Source organism: Nitratireductor sp. GISD-1A_MAKvit, from assembly GCF_040819555.1.
Classification (GTDB): domain Bacteria; phylum Pseudomonadota; class Alphaproteobacteria; order Rhizobiales; family Rhizobiaceae; genus Nitratireductor.
On record NZ_CP161920.1, the window covers coordinates 2,363,647 to 2,383,671 of the forward strand.

Consider the following 20,025-nt stretch of genomic DNA (forward strand, 5'->3'; position numbering starts at 1 on the left):
CACTGTTTAAAAGTGTTTTTTAAGGATCATGACGCGGGTTTTCGGTCATCCTTTTTCTTACGCCGATACGGCCCCAGCCCTCGTGCCGAGCGGGAGTATTTGCGGTGCGCATGCCACGGTCGAAAGGGCTCCCCGATGGCGTGATCGACGGCAAGATACCGGCCATGTGCGCCATCATCCCGAAAGCGCACCTCCGCGCTTCCCCACCGAGCGAGATGGCGGGCGCTGATCATTGTCGCCTTGTCTCGCCGGCACCCTTGTTCCACCCTGGCATCATTGATGATCACCAGATCAGCCATGGCGCAGATTTCATCGAGCAGGCGGACCGATGGGGGGTGTTCCGATTTTTTGACCTGCACGATGAGTGCACCACCGGAATGCCGCATGGCGCAGATGACGTCGTTGCATGCAAATCTTTCACCGGTCGCCGACCGGACCAGACCGGCATTGGACAGATCGTGACTGACCGGTTTTGTCACCGCCGCGCTCCCGGCAGCACGCAGCCAGTTTTCTGTCGAGAATGCATTCGGTCGGCTGCGATTGACCGCAAGCGCTCCATCCTCCGTGCGCAGCGCAACAAGCTTTGCGTCTTCCGAGACAAACAGATCCGGAAGACTGCGTGTTCCAATCAGAACCAGCCCCGTCAGCAGGAGCGGCAACGCTGAAAGTCGAAGCCTTGTCGTCGTGAGTGTCCCGACAACGAGCGCGGCACTAAGAATGAGCGTCGCCGACAGAGGGATCGCCCCGGTTGCATCGATGGGCGTGCGCTCTGAAAACCAGTGCGCAATCTTCATCACGGTCGAGATCCCCCACCCCATGGCGGCCAACGGGATTCCGTCAAGATTGAACGGCATCGCTGCGATGGAGGCCACGGCTGACGGCATCACGACAAGGGTGACAACAGGCATGGCCACCAGATTGGCACCCAGCGCCAGAGGTGAGGCCCTCTGGAAATGCCAGACGCCATAAAGTGTCGTGGCAATGCCCGCGATGAGCGAAGTGAGCGCCAGCCCCCCCACATAAACCACCAAAAGCCGCAACACGCTCTTCCAGAGCCGCTTCTCCACCGGCATGGCACGGGCGGCGCGTTTCTGGCGCCAGCCATTCCAGACGGCGTAGCCGGCAATGAGCGCAGCAGTCGCTGCAAACGACATCTGAAAACCGGGACCCACGATCTCATGCGGTGCCACGACCAGCACCACGAGGCCGGCAATCGCCAGATTGCGCAGGGTCAGGGCCGCCCGGTCGAAGAGGAGCGCCAGAAGCATGACCGCAAGCATGAGGAATGACCGCTGCGCCGCGACGCCTGCGCCGGAGACAAAGAGATAGAGAAAGCAGACAACAAGTGCCGCAGACGCAGCATATTTGCGCACCGGGTGCCTGGAGGAAAAACCGGGAAACAGCGCAAAAAATAGCCTTGCCGATCCCATGACGGTGACCGCAGCAAGCGCCATATGCAGCCCGGAAATGGCAAGGACATGCGCCAGCCCCGCGCGCCGCAAATCTTCATTGTAGCTATGGGGAATGCCGCCACGCATCCCTGTGATGAGGGCGGCGGCGATTTCTCCCTCTGCCCCTCCCACGCGCTCACGCAGCCGCGCCGAGAGGGATTCGCGCAGTGACTGCAGTTGAAGCGAGAGCACCGGAAGAATGCCTTGCACCGGCGCAGACTGGACACGTTCGGGATCACGCATGAAAAAACCAACGGAGCCTATGCCCGCAAAGTAGCTTTCAAACGAAAAATCATAGGCCTGCGGACGCACTGGGCCTGAGGGGGCCATGAGGCGCACCAGCCCGGAGACCCCGTCTCCCGCTTTCAGGTCGGGAGGGATGGCGCGTGCGGAAAGTCGTGCACGGTCGGGTGGATATCGCAATCGGGGACGCTGGGTGTCGACAATGTCGACCGTTAGCCGAAAACGGCCGCCTGCCCGCTCCTCGATCGACAGGACCCGTCCGGTTATGCGGGTCGTGATGTCGGACCCCAGCATCGCGGTTCCCGCACGCCAGGTCTCGAATTTTGCGAGCGACAGTCCAGACAGGACAACAAGCATGGCAACAAGGCCATAGCGCAGGCTCGGCCTTGCAGCCGCAAGGAGGGTCAGGAAACCTCCAAACACAAACCCACAGGCCAGCGCGTAGGCGGGCGGCTCTACGGGGAGCGCGAAATAGGCGAGAGCACCGATGCCGATCAGAACAGGCAGCCAGAGAAAGGGAGTTCCACGCGCTGCCTCGGTGGAAACAGCGTCCTTTATGCCGGCCAGCAGTCGTGATGTGGCAATGGCGACGAGTTCAGCAGCCGGCTTTTCCCCCAAAAGCCGGGTTTGGGCCCGTTGCGGGGAGCGGCCGTCTGCATCGGTCACCGGAGGCTGGTCGCCTGCGGCAAACTGCATACGCTCCTCTGCATTTGCCGTCGCCAGCTCGCCCCCCATGGCGTCGCCTCCCCGTGCAATGCTTGCGCCCCGAGCCTCGTATGCTACATGACAGCCAGCCAAAAACCACCGGCGGCATCGCATACCTTCGGGTCTGGCGGCCGCACCACTTCCCTGGATGGATACATGACAAAACCCGTCGTCACGCGCTTTGCGCCCTCACCTACAGGATATCTCCATATCGGCGGCGCGCGCACGGCGCTCTTCAACTGGCTCTATGCGCGGCGCACCGGCGGCAGGATGCTGTTGCGCATTGAAGACACCGACCGCCAACGCTCGACCGATGCTGCGACCGCAGCCATTTTGGACGGGCTGGCATGGCTTGGCCTGGAGTGCGATGGCGAACCGGTATCGCAGTTTGCCCGTGCTGACCGGCACCGGGAAGTGGCCGAGGCTCTCGTTGCGGCCGGTGAAGCCTATTATTGCTACAGCTCTCAGGAGGAGCTGGAGGCGATGCGTGAGAAGGCGCGGGCCGAAGGTCGGCCTCCCCGCTATGACGGCACCTGGAGAGACCGGGATCCTTCGGAGGCTCCCGAAGGAATCAAGCCCGTGGTCCGCATCAAGACCCCGCAGGAGGGTGAAACGGTCGTTGAAGACCAGGTGCAGGGAACGGTCCGCTTCCCCAACAAGGATCTCGACGATTTCATCATCCTGCGCTCCGACGGCTCCCCCACTTACATGCATGCCGTCGTGGTGGACGATCATGACATGGGTGTCACCCACATCATCCGTGGCGATGATCACCTGACCAATGCCGCGCGCCAGACGGTGATCTACAGGGCCATGGGATGGGAGGTTCCGGTCATGGCCCATATCCCGCTCATTCATGGGCCGGACGGCGCCAAACTTTCCAAGCGTCACGGCGCACTCGGGGTGGAAGCCTATCGTGAGATGGGCTATTTGCCCTCCGCCCTGCGCAACTATCTGGTTCGGCTTGGATGGAGCCATGGCGATGACGAGATCATGTCCGATGAAGACATGATTCGCTGGTTCGACATCGTGGACGTGAACAAGGGTGCAGCCCGCTTCGATTTCCAGAAACTCGAAGCATTGAACGGCGTGCATATGCGCCAGATGGACGATGAGGCCCTTCTCGTTGCCCTGATGGAGACACTGCCTTACCTCGAAGGCGGAAAAGCGCTTCTCGGCGCGCTGGACGACACGCGCAAAACCCAGCTTCTGCAGGCTCTTCCCGGCCTGAAAGAACGCGCAAAGACTCTTGTGGAACTGGTTGACAGTGCTGGGTTTCTCTTTGCGCAACGGCCGCTTCCAATTGATCAGAAAGCTGCACAGCTGCTTGATGAGAATGCACGTCAACTGCTTGCAGAAATTCTTCCCGTATTGCAAAATGTGGACGATTGGACCCTTGCGAACATCGAAGCAGCTGTCCGCAAATTTGCGGAACAGACCGAACGCAAGCTTGGCAAAGTCGCCCAGCCCCTGAGAGCAGCGCTGGTCGGGCGCACCACCTCGCCGGGCATCTTCGATGTTCTCTCCGTTCTTGGGCGAGAGGAAAGTTTGGCGCGGATCGGCGATCAGGCTGCCTGACCTCGTTCGGCACTGGACCTGGTTTGCGGAACAGGTTCGATCAGCGAAAGCGTGTTGCAGTGCAATATCCGCATGCTGCACACGCTTGGCACCACGGAGGAAATGCGTTAGCTATTTCGCGCGCTCGACCGCCGGCCATTTTGTTTCGGCGACAGTTCTCTGGCGCCAAGTTCCTTGAAGTGAGAGGTGATTGCGATGACCAAACCAACTGCGAAGCTGGAAATTGGCGGCCAGAAAGAAGGGCACGAATTCGAGGTTTTGAAAGGCAGCGTAGGGCCCGATGTGATGAACATCGGGTCACTCTACAAAGACACGGGGATGTTCACCTACGATCCCGGTTTCACCTCGACGGCGAGCTGCGAATCGAAAATTACCTATATCGATGGTGATGAGGGCATTCTGCTTCACCGCGGCTACCCGATCGAACAGCTTGCCGAGCACGGCGACTTTCTGGAGACCTGCTACCTGCTGCTCTACGGTGAGTTGCCGACCAAGGCCCAGAAGCAGGATTTCGACTATCGCGTGACGCACCACACCATGGTGCATGAGCAGATGAACCGCTTCTTCACCGGTTTCCGCCGCGATGCACATCCGATGGCCGTCATGTGCGGTGTGGTTGGTGCGATGTCGGCCTTCTATCACGACTCCACGGACATTTCAGACCCGCATCAGCGCATGGTCGCCAGCCTGCGCATGATTGCAAAAATGCCGACCATTGCGGCCATGGCCTACAAATATCATGTGGGACAGCCCTTCGTTTATCCCAGAAACGAGCTGGGCTATGCCGCCAATTTCCTTCACATGTGCTTTGCGGTTCCGTGTGAGGAATACAAGGTCAATCCGGTTCTGGCGCGCGCGATGGAGCGGATCTTCATCCTGCACGCCGATCACGAACAGAACGCTTCGACCTCGACGGTGCGCCTGGCCGGCTCTTCGGGCGCCAACCCGTTCGCGTGCATTGCCGCCGGCATCGCATGCCTGTGGGGCCCTGCCCATGGTGGCGCCAATGAGGCAGCGCTCAACATGCTGGACGAGATCGGAACGGTCGATCGCATTCCAGAATTCATCGACCGCGCCAAGGACAAGAACGATCCGTTCCGTCTCATGGGCTTCGGTCACAGGGTCTACAAGAACTACGACCCGCGTGCGAAAATCATGCAGAAGACCTGCCACGAGGTGTTAAGCGAACTTGGCATCAAGGATGATCCGCAGCTCGACATCGCCATGGAGCTGGAGCGGATTGCGCTGACGGATGAGTATTTCATCGAGAAGAAGCTCTATCCGAACATCGATTTCTATTCCGGCATCACGCTGAAGGCGCTGGGCTTCCCCACCACCATGTTCACGGTTCTGTTTGCGCTTGCTCGCACCGTTGGCTGGATCGCCCAGTGGAAAGAAATGATCGAGGATCCGAAGCAGAAGATCGGCCGCCCGCGTCAGCTCTATACTGGTGCAACACAGCGCGACTACGTTCCGATCGCCAAGCGCTGATCGATCGGCATTGCCGGCACATTGCAAAAGCCCCGCTTGGCAGAGCGGGGCTTTTCGTTATGAGGAAAAGATCAAAGCCCCCAGGCAAACGGGCTCAGCTGTTGCCCTCGATATGGCGCAGCACGACTTCTGCGGCAAGTTCGCCTGACGGGCGTTGCGTTTTCAACGTGTCAGCCACTTCCTGGAAGCCGGACATCTGTGCGGCACGCGCCGGTTTATCAGCCCACAATGTGGTGATCTGGCGCGCCAGATAGGAGGGCCGGATATATTGATTGAAATGCTCAGGCACCACCGGCCAGCCGGCAATCAGGTTTGGCAGGGCCGCCGACCACACGGTGATCAAGGGAATGAGCGCGCGGGCGGCGAGATCAGTCTTGTAGCAGAGAATGGTCGGCACGCGCGCCAGGGCAAGCTCCAGCGAAACGGTGCCAGAACAGGCAAGCGCGGCATCCGCCTTTTTAAACGCCTGCCACTTGCGCTCTTGATCGAGAATGATTTCGGGGCGAACCGGCCAGTCCCGCGTCGCCGCTTCGATCATGGGTGAGACGTGCGGAACGGTTGGCATCAGGATCCGGAAAACATGGCCGGCGTCGTGAAGCTGGCGGATGGTTTCTCCGAAGGGCTGAAGAAGGCGCGAAACCTCGCCGCGACGCGATCCGGGGAGCAGAAGCAGTGTTCGTGGATCTTCGGGACCTGGAGCCGCACCACCGGCATGCGCGTCAGCGGCTGCCAGAATGTTGGGGTCGGTTGCCAGACGATGGCCGACAAATGTGCCGGCCGGCCCGTCAAGACGCTCCAGCTCGGCCGGTTCGAAGGGCAAGAGGCACAGAACCTCATCGATATAGGGACGCATGGCCGGCGCCCTGCCCGGCCGCCACGCCCAGACACTCGGGCACACATAGTGAATGATCGGGATGGACGGTGCGAGTGTCCGCACCTTCCTTGCGACCCGGAGGCTGAATTCCGGGCTGTCGATGGTGATGAGGCAGTCGGGACGTTCTTCTGCGATCGCCTTTGCGGTCTGTCCGATGCGGCGTATCAGTCGCGGCAGATCCCGCACGATCGCGCTAACCCCCATGATGGCGATCTCGCCGGGATCGAAAATCGTGTCCAGGCCAAGTTCCATGAGAGCTTGCCCGCCGACGCCAAGGAGCTCGATTTCCCTTCCGCTTTCACGGCCAAGCGCCCGCACGAGGTCGGCGCCAAGAAGATTTCCTGACTCCTCGCCTGCGATGATCGCGATCTTCAATGGCTTTTTCTCATCCGCCATTGTCTGCCTCCGGCTTCAGACCGAGCACGAAAAGGCCAAGCTCATCCGCCAGTGCCACCGTAACGGAAAAGTCGAGAACAAGGGATCGTCCCGCCTCCACGCCAACACCTGCAAGCCCGGCTGCATGTGCCGCCCGGATCGTGTCCGGGCCAATGCTGGGCAGGTCGGCGCGTTCATCCTGGTCGGGTTTCACGCATTTCACAAGCGCACCACCGCTTTTCCCGGCAAGGCGCCCATGATTGCGCATACCGCACATCCGCTCAAGAAGCCCTGCCGTTCCTTCAATACCCTCCAGCGCGATTGCGCGACCACCAACGGCAATGGCAGCCTGACCGATATCGAGAGCGCCGATCATGCGCGCAGCCTCATAGGCGGCCGAAACATCGGCAAGGTCGGATTTTTTGGGCTTCAGGCGGGTCATCACACCTTCGGGTGCGAGTAGGTCCGGCGCAATCTCATGGGCACCCACAACGCGGATACCTTTGGATTCTATGTGCCCGATGACGGCGCGCAGGAGACCGTCATCACCCTTTGCATAAGCTGCGATCAGTCTGGGCAGTGCGCGAAAAACATCCCAGCCAAGCCGAACCCTGAGCAGGGGCGGCCGGCGGCTTACGCCACCCGCAAGCACGAGATGGGTGATTCCGGCGCGCTGGAGTTTCGGCAGGAACAAGGCCAGACGCTCGGGCGGTGCCGGCCACAGATCGAAAGCATGAACATCTTCGCCCTCCAGCCAGTCTGCCTCGCCTTCTATCGCGATAACGACCGGGCGGTGACCGCTTTTCACCAGAGTGCGAACCACATCCCGCGGCAGGGCTCCGCTGCCGGCGACGACCGCTATGCGGGCGCCCGGACCAAGCACGGTGGGCGCTTCAGGCTGTGTCATCATCCCCTGAAGCAGCCCTTTCACGTGCGGGAAGCGTGAAATGGCGCTTGTCCCTGGCGCCGACGAAGCCAACGATGTCGGCGATCAGTTCTGAGCCCGGATAGGCCCGCAAAACCTCGGCGGCATTGTCTTCCAGCGACGCGCCTTCGGCAAAAAGCATTCGATAGGCCCGGCGCAACGCCGTGATATCGTCGCGGGGCATGCCGGAACGCTTCAGTCCGACCAGGTTCAGACCGCGCAGACGTGCTCTGTCACCGACCGCCATGCCATAGGGAATCACATCGCCGACAACGGCTGCAAAACCACCGAGGAAGGCGTGATGTCCGATACGCACAAACTGGTGCACGGCGGCGTACCCGGAGATGATCACATGGTCACCGATTTCGGCATGTCCGCCAAGTCCGGCATAATTGGCCATGGTGACATGGTTCCCCACATCACTGTCATGAGCGACATGCGAATACGCCATGAAAAGACCGTGTGACCCCACTGTTGTTCGGCCACGGCTTGTGTCCGTTCCGGCATGGAAGGTTACGCCTTCACGTATGACGCAGTGTTCACCAACTTCAAGCGTGCTTCTTCCGCCCTTGTGCTTGAAGTTCTGCGGTGGCGCGCCGAGAACTGCCTGCGGATAGACCTGACAGGCCGTTCCAAGCGTCGTCTCCCCCATGATCGTCACATGGGAGATAAGCTCGACATCGTCATGAAGCCGCGCGCCTGACGAGACATGGCAGAAAGGACCGATGCGGACCCCTTCCCCCAGTTCGGCACCGGCCTCCACGACAGCGGATGGATGAATGACAGTTTCACGCGCCATCTGGGTTCCGTCAGCCTGCCTGTTCAACAGACATCATCGCCGAGATAACGGCCTCGGCAACCTTGGTGTCATCCACCTTGGCCACACAATCGAATTTCCAGATGCTCCCGCGCTGCTTGACCTTCGTCACATGGATCTCGAGACGATCTCCCGGGACCACCGGCTTGCGGAACTTCGCATTGTCGATGGTCATGAAATAGACCAGCGAGGGACTGTCATCGCCGGCATTGTTGATGCAGATCGCACCTGCCGTCTGTGCCATGGCCTCAACGATAAGAACGCCAGGCATGACCGGCTGCGCGGGGAAATGCCCCGTGAAGTGGGGCTCGTTCATCGTGACATTCTTGATGCCCACCGCCGAACGGTCGCCATCGATCTCGATGATCCGATCGACCAGAAGGAAGGGATACCGATGCGGGAGCAACCGCATCAGATCCATAATGTCCAGACTCTCAAGCGTGGTAGATGCTGCTTCACTCATCCCCGTCCCTCGACTTCTTTCTCTTTCCATCGACCAGGCCCCGCAAAGCGGCGAGTTCGCGAAAGGCTTCACGTATGGGCTGCGCCGGCGACCCCGCCCAGCGTTCACCTGCCGGCACATCGTTCATAACACCGCTCGAAGCGGCCAGCTGTGCGCCAGTGCCGATATTGATGTGATCGGCTATCCCGACCCGGCCACCCAGCATCACGAAATCACCCAGCGTGACCGAACCCGACAGACCGCAATGGCCGGCAATAACGCAGCCCCGGCCAATCCGGACATTGTGTGCGATCTGCACCAGATTATCGATCTTCGTTCCCTGGCCGATCACCGTGTCCACCAGCGCACCGCGATCCACGGTCGTGTTTGCACCGATCTCGACATCGTCCTGCACGACGACCCGCCCGATCTGCGGCAGTTTTTCCAGCCCCTTGGGGCCCGGAAGATAGCCAAATCCGTCCTGTCCCAGGCGAACCCCGGCATGCAGAATCACCCGGTCACCGATCATTGCGCACTGTACCGATGAGCCGGGACCGACATAACAGTCCCGACCGATACGGGTGTTGCTGCCCACAACGGCATTTGGAGCGATGATCGTGCCGCGCCCAACCATGACGCCCGCACCAATAACGGCACCCGGCTCAACGATCACGCCGTCCTCAAGAACGGCATCGGAGGCCACGCTTGCAGCGGGAGAAATGCCGGTTTCACCGGTTGTCGCCCCCGGCCTCATGGCCTGCGGAAACAGTATTCGGGAAATCTGTGCAAAAGCCGCCTGCGGCTTGTCCACCACCAGAGCCGCCACGTGTTCCGGGCACCGGTTCGCAAACTCCCGCTTGCAGAAAACGGCGGCGGCCGTGGTGCTGTCCAGAATCTCGGCATTGCGCTTTCCTTCAATGAAGATCAGCATGCCACCGCCGCCTTCCGAGGCTGCGGCAACACCTTCGATCATCAAATCCGAATGCTCGACGCGCAAAAGCTCCGCTCCCGTCAGCGCGGCGACCTCGCCGGCCGTAATGCGGCGTGCGGGAGCGAAGAAATCAGGGTCCTTCATGGATGCCTTTCGCCCGGGCCCAATGGGCCCGGGCTAAACGGAAATGTTCCAGAAACGCGCAATCGTTAGAAGCGTGTCGAAATGCCGAAGTTGATATGCTCCACGTCGTCGGAAGCTTCCTTCACGAGCGGATAGGCATAATCAACACGCAGCGGACCGAAGGGCGATGCCCAGATCAGGCCGGCACCAACCGAAGCGCGCCATTGCATATCGGTTCCGATTGCACCCGAAACATCGCTTCCATAAAGCGTTGCCGCGTCTGCAAAGACCGCGCCGCGAAGGCCGAAGCTTTCAGGCAGAACCGGGAACGGGAACTGTGCTTCTGCGGAGGCGTTGAAATATGTCTTGCCGCCAATGTGATCGATTCCGCCGCCAGAGGACGGCTGATACGGGCCGATGCCGTTAAAGTCAAAGCCACGAATGATGCGGTCGCTGCTCGAGAAATGGTCGAACACGCGCAGGTCGCCATCAAGCGCCTGAATGTGACCGCCACCAAGCGTGAACAGACCGACAAGGTCGAGCTCTTCCGACAGCGTGTGATAATAGGTGCCGCGCGCCGTGGCCTTGATGAACTTAGCATCGCCGCCAAGACCTGCAACCTCGAGCGTCAGGTTCGCATAAAGCCCCGAATGCGGGTTCTTCATGTCGTCGATCGTGTTGTAGATCAGCGAACCGCTGACCGACGATTTGATCCACTTCTCGTCGCTGATAGCTTCCTTGATGGAAGGTGCAAGATTACAATTGTTGAAGGCAGGTACGTTCTTCGGGTCAGCACAATCACCCAGCCCCGTATACTCCTCCTGAGAGAGGTTGTAGGCGAGCTGCGTCGACAGTGCCTCGGTGATCGGCAGGCCGAAACGAACCGTCGCACCGGTGGTGTCACGCTCATATTTGTCGTCGAACTTGCGGGTCCGGCGATAGACATCGAACCCGGCCGAGATACGGCGCCCCAGGAAGTATGGCTCGGTGAACGAGAAGGAATAGTCGCGCGAATCCTTGCCGCCGCCCGCTGCAACGCGGATGAACTGGCCACGTCCGAGGAAGTTGCGTTCGGTAACGGAACCTTCCACGGAGAAACCGCCACTGCTGCTCTCGCCGCCGCTGGTGGAGTAACCGGCACCGATGGAGAATTCACCGGTCGACTTCTCGACCACATCAACCACCAAGACGACCTGATCGGGCTCGGAGCCTGGAACAGTGGAGATATTCACCCGCTCGAAGAAATTAAGGGCTTCGAGCCGCCGCTTGGCGCGCTGAACCAGAACCTGGTTGAAAGCGTCACCCTCGCTCAGGTCGAATTCCCGGCGGATCACATAGTCACGCGTGCGCTGGTTTCCGCGGATCTCGATGCGCTGGATATAGGCGCGTGGACCCTGATCGATCGAATAAACGACATCGATCTCGCGTGTTTCAAAATTGCGGTTTCCGCGCGGCGTGACCTGCGCAAACGCATAGCCGCTGCCTGCAACCTCTTCGGTCAGTGCAATAATCGAATCTTCGACATTCTTTGCGCTGTAGACGTTGCCCTGACGGGTCTCGATGCGTGACCGCAATGTTTCAGGCTCTATGCCCGAGATTGTGGTTTCCACATCGATATTGCCAAAACGATAGCGCTCGCCCTCTTCCACGGTGAAGGTCAGCGTGTAGGCGTTTTCCGTTTCGTCCAGATCGGCAGTGGCCGAGATGACGCGGAAATCGGCGTAGCCGCGATTATAATAGAAACGGCGCAGCGTTTCCTCATCGGCGCGCAGACGATTCTCATCGTAAATGTCGTTGCGCATCAGGAAGGAGAGGAAATTCGACTGCTTCGTCGCAATGACATCCTTGAGACGACCGTCGCGGAATGCATTGTTGCCGACAAAATTGATTGCAGCAATCTTCGTGCGGCCACCTTCCTGAACCTCGAAGATCACATTGACGCGACCATCATCCAGCTGCTGGGTTCGGCCGGTCACGGTGGCATCGTCACGGCCGATGCGGCGATAGGCTTCGCGGATCGCCTCTTCATCGGCCTGCATGGCCTGCATGGAGAAGGATTTGCGCGGCTGTAACTGAACGGCGCGGCCGAGATTGGCGTCCTTGATCTTCTTGTTGCCCTGGAAAATCACCTGATTGACGATGGAATATTCATCGACGGTCACGATCAGCGAGCCACCGGACTGCGTGATCGACACGTCGGCAAAGAGCCCCGTGGAAAACAGTCGTTTCACGGCATCGTTCACATCGTCACGCGAAAAGGAGCGTCCCGGACGGATACCAATGTAATTGCGGATGGTCTCGGCCTCGACGCGGCGGTTTCCACGCACCTCGATGCGGCTGACAGTGGCTGCGTGCGCAGCCTCCATCGCGGCAAACTCGACGGCGACGGTCCCCGTCATCGCCAGTCCGGCCGACAGCGCTACTGCCGAAACGGCGTTTTTAAAGCTCGAAGATGCCTTCATTGGGCCTGAAAACCTCTATTATCTCTTTGTCCCCGCGGCGAGAAATAGGAACAATCTTGCAAAGCAGCTAACCTAATAGCCAGATTTTTCCTACACGCAAGCCTTCTGGTTAATTTGCGTTTACGAACCGCAGCTTCGAAGCATTCACATCACGCCAAATTCGAAGCCATGGTAAATATCGTCTCAATTTTTACACACTCTGCCTTCCCGAGCCTCCTTAGCATCCAAACAGGTCGTTCCAAAAAACAAACCCCATGAATGCGAGAACGGCGAACAGACCCACACGGTAAACCGCGTCCATGACCCTCTCGGACACGGGACGGCGCATCACAGCTTCTATGGCGTAGAACACCAGATGCCCGCCATCAAGGGGGGGAATGGGCAAAAGATTAAGAACACCTATTCCCACTGACAATAATGCAACAAGTTGAACCAGCCATTCAAAGCCCAGCTGCGCCGCCTTTCCAGCCATATCGGCGATCTTGACGGGACCGCCCAGCTGGCAGCGATCTTCACGCCCTGCGACGAAACGCTTGAGAAACTGACCGGTGCGGTAGATCACGTGGCCGGTTTCCCAGGTTGCCTCGGTGAGGGCCTCGAGCGGCCCGAACTCTATGTGGCGCGGCTTCCCCATCTCCCGGTCATTGATCACCCCGATGACACCGATCCTTACGGTGTTGCCGAGCGCATCCTGCTGTTCGAGCAGCTCCGGTGTGGCAGCAAGCGCCACTTCCTCATCACCACGCCGCACCACAAAGGACAGCTCGTCCCCGGCGCGGCCGGACACCAGGCGCTGCACGTCGCCGAATGTGCGCACCGGCGTGCCGTCGATCGAGACAAACCTGTCCCCCGGCTGAAACCCGGCAATGGCGGCGGGGCTGTCCGGCCTGACATCGGCGACCATCGGCTCCATCACGTAGCGCCCGAACCCAGCAAACATGACGGCGAAAACGGCAATCGTCAGAATGAAGTTGAAAAGCGGGCCGGCGAACACGGTTGCCGCACGCTTCCAGACCGGCTGGGTATGAAAGGCGACTTTCAACTCCTCTGGCGACAGACGCTCCCCTGATTCGGGATCGGGCGTACTCGTCACCGACATGTCGCCCGTGAACTTCACATAACCTCCCAAGGGTATCGCGCAGAGCTTCCAGCGCGTCCCCCGGCGATCGTTGAACCCCACGAGTTCCGGGCCAAACCCGACCGAAAATGCCTTCACGCCGATGCCACACCAGCGTCCGACAAGGTAATGTCCCATCTCGTGCACGAACACGACCACCGTCAAAACAAACAGAAAAGGAACAATCGTTCCGATCAGCAAACCATCGGTACTGAACAACGAAACTATAAAATCGGTCACTCTGGTCTCACTCGCGGTTTGCGTCAGCGACTGATTCCCAACGACATCGCGACTGTCGGGAGGTCTGCCGCATTGTTCCAATAAGCGCCGACTTAACGGCGACGCGCTGCCGAAGCCGGCCACTTCCCCATCAATACCCTGTCATCACCCTCATGCCATCATGGCCGGTCCAAGGCAAACACGGTGCCGGGGCACGGCTAGCGAAACAGAGCGTGCGCCGGCATTTCCGGCCAACCGAGCAAGGCGGAAAGCAGATAAAGCACCGCCGCCGCGGCCAGAAGACCGTCGACACGGTCCATCACACCGCCGTGCCCCGGGATGAGACTGCCTGAATCCTTGACGCCGCGGCGCCGTTTCAAGGCCGATTCGAAGAGATCGCCAAGCTGCGAAACGACGGCAAGCACGAACGACAGCACCGCCATGAGCGTCACGCCTGGCACCGCGCTGTCATGCCAGACGAATGCAACGCCGGCCAGAACTGCAAAAACGGTGCCCCCCATCGCCCCGCTCCAGGTCTTGCCCGGCGATATGGAGGGAGCAAGCTTTGCACCACCAAGCGCCCGCCCGGTGAAATAGGCCATGATGTCCGTGGTCCACACAACGGAGAACAGGAACAGGATCGCGACAAGGCCCGGCTGATCATCGGCGCGTAGCAGCACAAGCGCGACGGTCGGGGCTGCAGCATAGGCAAAGCCGCCTGCACCGACCGCCCCTGCCCCCGTCAGCCAACCATGCACGGCGAGGACCGCAAACGCCCCGGCAAGCACCGGAAAAAGAACCGCAATCGGCTGTCCGACCAGCATCAGGATCATGGATGCCGCGAGCGCTCCGGCGGCAGCCCACGCATGGGAGCCCGAAAGCACGGTCTTGTGCATGGAGTACCATTCATGGAACACCGCGCCGGCCATGGCCGCCGCCATCAGCCGGAACGGCAGGCCGCCCAGCCATGTAAGCACGAGCACCAGGGCACCCAGAATGACGCCCGACATGACACGAAGCTGCAGATTGCTGCGCGGTGAAGAGTTCGGACTGCCCATTTGCCCGCCGTGCCTCACAGAGCGGCTTCACGCGCCCCGACACCGCCGAAGCGACGCTCACGGGCGCTGAATGTGGCAATGGCGGTCTCCAGATCCTCCCGACCGAAATCGGGCCAGTGGCAGGGCAGAAAGACAAACTCCGCATAAGCCGCCTGCCAGAGCAGGAAATTGGAAAGGCGCTGCTCACCGCTGGTTCTTATGATCAGGTCCGGGTCAGGTATGCCCGCCGTGTCCAGATGGTTGCCGAACGTGTCGAAATCGACGGCGTCAATCTCCATTTCACCGGACTGAACCTTTCTCATGAGGGATTTTGCAGCCCGCAAAATCTCATCACGCGCCCCATAATTGAACGCAATCACCAGATTCATCGCGGTGTTCTGCGCTGTCAGGTTCTCCGCTTCGAGCAGGAGCGACTTGATGTCGGGTTCGAGGTTTTCACGATCCCCGACGATACGCACGCGCACGCCGTTTTGATGCAGTTCTGCAAGGTCGCGACGAATGAACAGGCGCAACAGCCCCATAAGGTCGTTGACCTCGGACCGCGGCCGCGACCAGTTTTCCGAGGAAAAGGCGTAGACGGTGAGCCAGTCCACCCCCAGTTCACCGACCGAGCGCACCGCCTTGCGCAGCGCTTCCACGCCGGCACGGTGCCCGGCGCGGCGTGGCAGGCCGCGCGCTTCGGCCCAGCGACCGTTTCCGTCCATTATGATCGCCACATGCGCCGGCTTCAAATGGTTGCCTCCCCTCGTCTAACAAACAGCATGGTGGCTGCTGATGGAGTGAATTCGATGGTCCTCAATGGTCGAGATCGAATGTCAAACCCGAATATACCCGGAAATTTGAACGATGGCCGGTTTTTGGTGTCCGACCACTTGCCCTGCAGCCAATGCAAACGAGGTCCGGACGCAGAAGCACCCGCTAGACCTGCATGATCTCGGCTTCCTTGTCCGCCAGAAACCTGTCGATGGCAGAGATCGTATCATCGGTCATCTTCTGAACCTGGTCGGACTGCGTCCGCATTTCATCCTGGCTTATCACGCCATCCTTTTCGGCCTTTTTGAGATGCTCCATCCCGTCGCGACGCACATGACGGGCGGCCACCTTGGCGCTCTCGGCATATTGATGCGCGATCTTTACCAGTTCCTTGCGCCGTTCTTCATTGAGTTCCGGCAAGGGAATGCGCAGGTTCGAACCGTCGACAATCGGGTTGAAACCGAGATTGGACTCTCGGATTGCCTTGTCAACGGCGCCAACCATGCTCTGGTCCCAGACTGCAACGGAAATCATCCGTGGCTCGGGAACGGAGACCGTCGCGACCTGGTTGATGGGCATCGAACTCCCATAGGCTTCCACCTGGATCGGATCCAGAAGATTGGCCGAGGCACGCCCCGTCCGCAGCGATGCGAGGTCATGCTGAAACGCCGTGGTTGCCCCGTCCATTCGCCGTTTCAAATCCTTGAAATCAACCCCGTCGGCCATGTTCAAATCTCCTTACGCACCGGCACGCTGTTTTGGTTCGGTTTCATCGGACACGATGGTGCAATGTCCGCCGCCGTTCAAGATGGCGGTAAAGCCGCCCTCTTCATGAATCGAGAAAACGATTATCGGAATGTCGTTCTCACGCGCAAGGGCAATCGCGGCCGTATCCATAATCGCAAGCCCGTCGCGGATCACCTGCGCGTGGCTCAGACGGTCATAGCGCTGTGCATCGGGCACCTTGCGCGGATCAGCGGAGTAGACCCCGTCGACCTGTGTGCCCTTGAACAGGGCATCCGCACCGATCTCGGCCGCCCGCAGGGGCCGCTGCCGAATCCGTCGTGAAAAACGGATTGCCCGTCCCGCCCGCGAAAATGACGACCTTGCCCGCATCCATGTAGCTCATGGCCTGCCGCTGAGAGAAGCTTTCGCACAGTTCCGGCATGGCGATGGCCGACATGACGACCGCGTCGACGCCCATCTTGACCAGCGAGGTCCGCAGCGCCAGCGAATTGATGACGGTGGCAAGCATCCCCATATGGTCGCCCGTGACCCGATCCCCGCCCTTGGAAGCGACAGCCACGCCACGGAAAATGTTGCCGCCGCCGATCACGACGCCGACCTCAACGCCCAGTTTGCGCGCTGCATGGATGTCGCGGGCGATTCGATCGACCACCGAGACATCAATGCCGAATCCCTGCTCGCCCATCAGGGCTTCACCGGATGCTTTCAACACAACGCGCCGATAGCGTTTCTCGGTCATCTTCAAAGTCTCCAGATTTGACCCTGCGTTACACGAAGGGCGCCGCGTTGTCACGCGGCGCCCTTTGTCTTCAAACAGGTATTCGCCCGTCGTCAGGATCAGGACTTGGCAGCAGCAGCAACCTCGGCTGCGAAGTCGCTCTCTTCCCGCTCGACGCCCTCGCCCAGTGCGAAACGCACGAAGCTGACGATCTTCGCTGGCGCGCCAATTTCCTTCTCGGCTTCCGCCAGGGCCTTCTCGACCGTGAGGTCAGGGTTCATCACGAAAGCCTGCTTCAGCAGAACGACTTCCTCGAAGAACTTGCGCATGCGCCCTTCGACCATCTTCTCGATGATGTTCTCGGGCTTGCCCGACTGACGCGCCTGATCGGAGAAGATCTCCTTTTCACGCGCAACGGCGGTCGGGTCGACCTCGGCCTCGGTCAGGGCCAGCGGGTTCGTTGCCGCGACATGCATCGCGACCTGGCGACCGAATGCGCGGGCTGCATCTGCATTGCCGGTGGTTTCCATGGCAACAAGCACGCCAAGCTTGCCGAGCCCATCGGTCACCGCGTTGTGGATGTAGGTCGCAACCGCACCGTTTTCGACCGAAAGTTTCGCAGACCGGCGCAGATACATGTTTTCACCGATCGTGCCGATCGCCGTCTTGACGGTCTCCGTCACCGACTTGCCCGTTTCTGGATAAGTCGCCTCGGATACGGCCTCAAGGCTGCCGTCAGTCCCAAGCGCGACTGTTGCAATGTTGCTCACAAGCGCCTGGAACTCCTCGTTGCGCGCAACGAAGTCGGTCTCGGAATTTACCTCAACGACCACGGCGCTGCCGGCGTCGGTTGCAACACCCACGAGGCCTTCCGCCGCCGTGCGTCCGGCCTTCTTGTCGGCCTTGGCGATGCCCTTCTTGCGCAGCCAGTCGATGGCCGCTTCCATATCGCCATTGTTTTCGGTCAGGGGCCGCCTTGCAGTCCATCATGCCTGCGCCGCTCTTCTCGCGCAGTTCCTTGACCTGTGCTGCTGTGATGCTCATCGTCGCCTCTTCTCAATCATCTAACGAAAACGGCCGCGAAGCTTTGTGTCTGCCGCGCGGCCGTCGCGGGGTTTGGGGCCCGCATGTTCGGTACGGCGCTGGTTAGGCGTCCTTGTTTTCGCCTTCGGCGCTCTCGTCGAGAGCAGGTTCCGCCGGTGCGTCGGCAGCTTCGCCGATGTCGATCCCAAGCGCGCCCTGCTGGCGCTCGATGCCATCGATCGCGGCCTTGGCAATCAGATCGCAGTAAAGAGCCAGCGCACGCGCCGCGTCGTCATTGCCCGGGATCGGATAATCGACAACGTCCGGGTCACAGTTGGAATCGACGATTGCAACCACCGGAATGCCAAGCCGCTTGGCTTCCTGAACTGCAATCGCTTCCTTGTTGGTGTCGATCACGAACATCAGGTCCGGGGTCGAGCCCATGTCACGAATGCCGCCCAGCGCACGATCAAGCTTCTCGCGCTCGCGCTCGAGGTTCAGGCGCTCTTTCTTCGTGAAGCCCTGGGCGTCGGCAGCGAGAAGCTCGTCGAGCTTGCGCAGACGCTGGATCGAATGGGAAATCGTCTTCCAGTTGGTCAGCATGCCGCCGAGCCAGCGCGCATTCACGTAGTACTGCGCTGAACGCTTGGCCGAATCGGCAACGATCTCGGAGGCCTGACGCTTGGTGCCGACGAAGAGGATGCGGCCGCCCTTGGCAACCGTGTCGGACACGGCCTTGAGCGCCTGATGCATCAGGGGTACGGTCTGGCTCAAGTCGATGATGTGAACATTGTTGCGGGCACCAAAGATGTAGTTGGACATCTTCGGGTTCCAGCGGTGGGTCTGGTGACCAAAGTGAACACCAGCTTCCAGAAGCTGGCGCATGCTGATATCGGGCAGTGCCATTCGAGTTCCTTTCCGGTTGAACCTCCACGGATCGTAAGGCGGAAACCGCCACCGGGGGCGCTGAGCGGATGTCTCCCGATCAGAACCAAGATCCGTGTGTGGGATGGGCGCGCATATAGGAGCTTATTGAAAACATTGCAAGGGATCGGCCCATAATAATGGGCGGCGGCGCTAGCGGCTGCAGTCGTCTTTCGCCTGATCTTCGTCGAACATGGTGAGATCGACGAGCTTACCGCGAATTGAAAACTCTCCGTAGTCCATATCGAGGCTGCGCGTGATCCCGCTGTCATACAGCAGAAAGCTGATCTGGTACTCCGGCAGGGTTTCGCCTGTCGTCGTTGCGGGGTCGAAATACGCAATACTCACGGGCCAGAAAGGTTCCTTGTCGAGAGCCCCGGCCGCTTTTGTCTCGCCATCCCCGGCCGCAGGCGCCGTCTGTTGCTTTCCAATGGTGACGGAAGTCAGCATCATGCGGTCGGCGTCTTCCGATCCGTCAAACAGCGTGGTCTGATAAAAACCGCCCCCTTCACGTGCCTTTTCGATCAACTCCTCAAGATGCTTGACCGGGAACCGGGTCGCCTCCAGCGTTTCCCGGCGACGTTCCGGCTTTGACAGTTCGACCCGCGTCGTTTCGTCCTCAAGACGTGCGATGCCCTTCACTTCCTTGTCGAGCACATTGTCGAGATATATTTTGTTGACGAACTGGTAGACTTCGCCTTTCCCGTCCTCATAGGTCGTGGTCTGTTGATCTGACAGTCGCGACGTCTCGCTGGTTTCCAGGCGCATGACGAAGCGAAAAGTCGTGGTGTATCCCTCACAGGCCGAACCGGCGAACTCATACACCATGCGCCCTTCGATATCGTCGATACCGGAGCGGTCACTCGCCTCGCCGAGGGTAAGGTCATAGACGGCACGATGTGCCGCAAGATTGGGTGCAGCCTGAGCCCCTGCGGTTCCCAGCCCGAACAGCATGAATGACAGGAACAGACAAACAGGGCGCTTTGAGCGCATGGGAAACCTCACGAAATTCGCTTCATTGACGGCCAGATACGGCTCCGACCCTGTGA

General features: G+C 60.0%; 15 protein-coding genes and 2 pseudogenes. 2 read left to right on the forward strand and 15 right to left on the reverse strand.

What is annotated here, in order from left to right:
• Positions 1–26: 26 nt before the first annotated feature.
• On the reverse strand, positions 27–2,429 hold the full coding sequence (locus AB2N04_RS12530; protein WP_367714793.1) for a ComEC/Rec2 family competence protein: 2,403 nt from the start codon (positions 2,427–2,429) through the stop codon (positions 27–29).
• A gap of 126 nt (positions 2,430–2,555) precedes the next feature.
• Here AB2N04_RS12530 and gltX point away from each other — a divergent pair, with 126 nt between their 5' ends.
• Entirely contained in the window at positions 2,556–3,977 is a 1,422-nt protein-coding gene (gltX, locus tag AB2N04_RS12535; protein ID WP_367714794.1) for a glutamate--tRNA ligase, read from the forward strand.
• Between the two features lie 195 nt (positions 3,978–4,172).
• Positions 4,173–5,468 carry a citrate synthase gene (gene gltA, locus AB2N04_RS12540; protein ID WP_367714795.1) on the forward strand — a complete coding sequence of 432 codons (1,296 nt, stop codon included), beginning with the start codon at positions 4,173–4,175 and terminating at the stop codon, positions 5,466–5,468.
• A gap of 94 nt (positions 5,469–5,562) precedes the next feature.
• Here gltA and lpxB read toward each other — a convergent pair whose 3' ends face one another.
• The 14 genes and pseudogenes from lpxB to AB2N04_RS12610 form a co-directional block, all read right to left on the reverse strand.
• Entirely contained in the window at positions 5,563–6,738 is a 1,176-nt protein-coding gene (gene lpxB, locus AB2N04_RS12545) for a lipid-A-disaccharide synthase (RefSeq protein ID WP_367714796.1), read from the reverse strand.
• A complete protein-coding gene (locus AB2N04_RS12550; RefSeq protein WP_367714797.1) occupies positions 6,728–7,627 on the reverse strand; it encodes an LpxI family protein in 900 nt (299 codons plus the stop codon). The genes lpxB and AB2N04_RS12550 overlap by 11 nt, the downstream gene beginning before the upstream one ends.
• Positions 7,611–8,441, reverse strand: a complete 831-nt coding sequence (lpxA, locus tag AB2N04_RS12555; protein WP_367714798.1) for an acyl-ACP--UDP-N-acetylglucosamine O-acyltransferase — start codon at positions 8,439–8,441, stop codon at positions 7,611–7,613. The genes AB2N04_RS12550 and lpxA overlap by 17 nt, the downstream gene beginning before the upstream one ends.
• Positions 8,442–8,451: 10 nt before the next feature.
• A complete protein-coding gene (gene fabZ, locus AB2N04_RS12560) occupies positions 8,452–8,922 on the reverse strand; it encodes a 3-hydroxyacyl-ACP dehydratase FabZ (protein ID WP_367714799.1) in 471 nt (156 codons plus the stop codon).
• Positions 8,915–9,976, reverse strand: a complete 1,062-nt coding sequence (lpxD, locus tag AB2N04_RS12565) for a UDP-3-O-(3-hydroxymyristoyl)glucosamine N-acyltransferase (RefSeq protein WP_367714800.1) — start codon at positions 9,974–9,976, stop codon at positions 8,915–8,917. The genes fabZ and lpxD overlap by 8 nt, the downstream gene beginning before the upstream one ends.
• Before the next feature lie 65 nt (positions 9,977–10,041).
• Positions 10,042–12,417 carry an outer membrane protein assembly factor BamA gene (gene bamA / locus AB2N04_RS12570; protein ID WP_367714801.1) on the reverse strand — a complete coding sequence of 792 codons (2,376 nt, stop codon included), beginning with the start codon at positions 12,415–12,417 and terminating at the stop codon, positions 10,042–10,044.
• A gap of 217 nt (positions 12,418–12,634) precedes the next feature.
• Positions 12,635–13,774, reverse strand: a complete 1,140-nt coding sequence (gene rseP, locus AB2N04_RS12575; protein ID WP_367718803.1) for an RIP metalloprotease RseP — start codon at positions 13,772–13,774, stop codon at positions 12,635–12,637.
• A 197-nt stretch (positions 13,775–13,971) separates the two neighbouring features.
• Positions 13,972–14,811, reverse strand: coding sequence for a phosphatidate cytidylyltransferase (locus AB2N04_RS12580; protein ID WP_367714802.1), 840 nt, complete (start codon positions 14,809–14,811; stop codon positions 13,972–13,974).
• Between the two features lie 14 nt (positions 14,812–14,825).
• Positions 14,826–15,542, reverse strand: coding sequence for an isoprenyl transferase (locus AB2N04_RS12585; RefSeq protein WP_367714803.1), 717 nt, complete (start codon positions 15,540–15,542; stop codon positions 14,826–14,828).
• Positions 15,543–15,729: 187 nt separating this feature from the next.
• Positions 15,730–16,290 (reverse strand): ribosome recycling factor, encoded by a 561-nt coding sequence (gene frr / locus AB2N04_RS12590; protein ID WP_367714804.1) that lies wholly within the window; start codon positions 16,288–16,290, stop codon positions 15,730–15,732.
• A 12-nt stretch (positions 16,291–16,302) separates the two neighbouring features.
• Positions 16,303–17,050: pseudogene (pyrH, locus tag AB2N04_RS12595) on the reverse strand (UMP kinase).
• A 98-nt stretch (positions 17,051–17,148) separates the two neighbouring features.
• A pseudogene (tsf, locus tag AB2N04_RS12600) lies at positions 17,149–18,073 on the reverse strand (translation elongation factor Ts).
• A 102-nt stretch (positions 18,074–18,175) separates the two neighbouring features.
• A complete protein-coding gene (gene rpsB / locus AB2N04_RS12605) occupies positions 18,176–18,958 on the reverse strand; it encodes a 30S ribosomal protein S2 (RefSeq protein ID WP_367714805.1) in 783 nt (260 codons plus the stop codon).
• A 171-nt stretch (positions 18,959–19,129) separates the two neighbouring features.
• Complete coding sequence (locus AB2N04_RS12610) at positions 19,130–19,969, reverse strand: cell envelope integrity EipB family protein (protein WP_367714806.1); 840 nt, start codon at positions 19,967–19,969, stop codon at positions 19,130–19,132.
• Positions 19,970–20,025: the final 56 nt, after the last annotated feature.

Bases quoted from the DNA above. Each gene is read 5' to 3' on its own strand.
- AB2N04_RS12530 (WP_367714793.1), bottom strand. From the start codon at position 2,429: ATGGGGGGCGAGCTGGCGACGGCAAATGCAGAGGAGCGTATGCAGTTT.
- gltX (WP_367714794.1), top strand. From the start codon at position 2,556: ATGACAAAACCCGTCGTCACGCGCTTTGCGCCCTCACCTACAGGATAT.
- gltA (WP_367714795.1), top strand. From the start codon at position 4,173: ATGACCAAACCAACTGCGAAGCTGGAAATTGGCGGCCAGAAAGAAGGG.
- lpxB (WP_367714796.1), bottom strand. From the start codon at position 6,738: ATGGCGGATGAGAAAAAGCCATTGAAGATCGCGATCATCGCAGGCGAG.
- AB2N04_RS12550 (WP_367714797.1), bottom strand. From the start codon at position 7,627: ATGATGACACAGCCTGAAGCGCCCACCGTGCTTGGTCCGGGCGCCCGC.
- lpxA (WP_367714798.1), bottom strand. From the start codon at position 8,441: ATGGCGCGTGAAACTGTCATTCATCCATCCGCTGTCGTGGAGGCCGGT.
- fabZ (WP_367714799.1), bottom strand. From the start codon at position 8,922: ATGAGTGAAGCAGCATCTACCACGCTTGAGAGTCTGGACATTATGGAT.
- lpxD (WP_367714800.1), bottom strand. From the start codon at position 9,976: ATGAAGGACCCTGATTTCTTCGCTCCCGCACGCCGCATTACGGCCGGC.
- bamA (WP_367714801.1), bottom strand. From the start codon at position 12,417: ATGAAGGCATCTTCGAGCTTTAAAAACGCCGTTTCGGCAGTAGCGCTG.
- AB2N04_RS12580 (WP_367714802.1), bottom strand. From the start codon at position 14,811: ATGGGCAGTCCGAACTCTTCACCGCGCAGCAATCTGCAGCTTCGTGTC.
- frr (WP_367714804.1), bottom strand. From the start codon at position 16,290: ATGGCCGACGGGGTTGATTTCAAGGATTTGAAACGGCGAATGGACGGG.
- rpsB (WP_367714805.1), bottom strand. From the start codon at position 18,958: ATGGCACTGCCCGATATCAGCATGCGCCAGCTTCTGGAAGCTGGTGTT.
- AB2N04_RS12610 (WP_367714806.1), bottom strand. From the start codon at position 19,969: ATGCGCTCAAAGCGCCCTGTTTGTCTGTTCCTGTCATTCATGCTGTTC.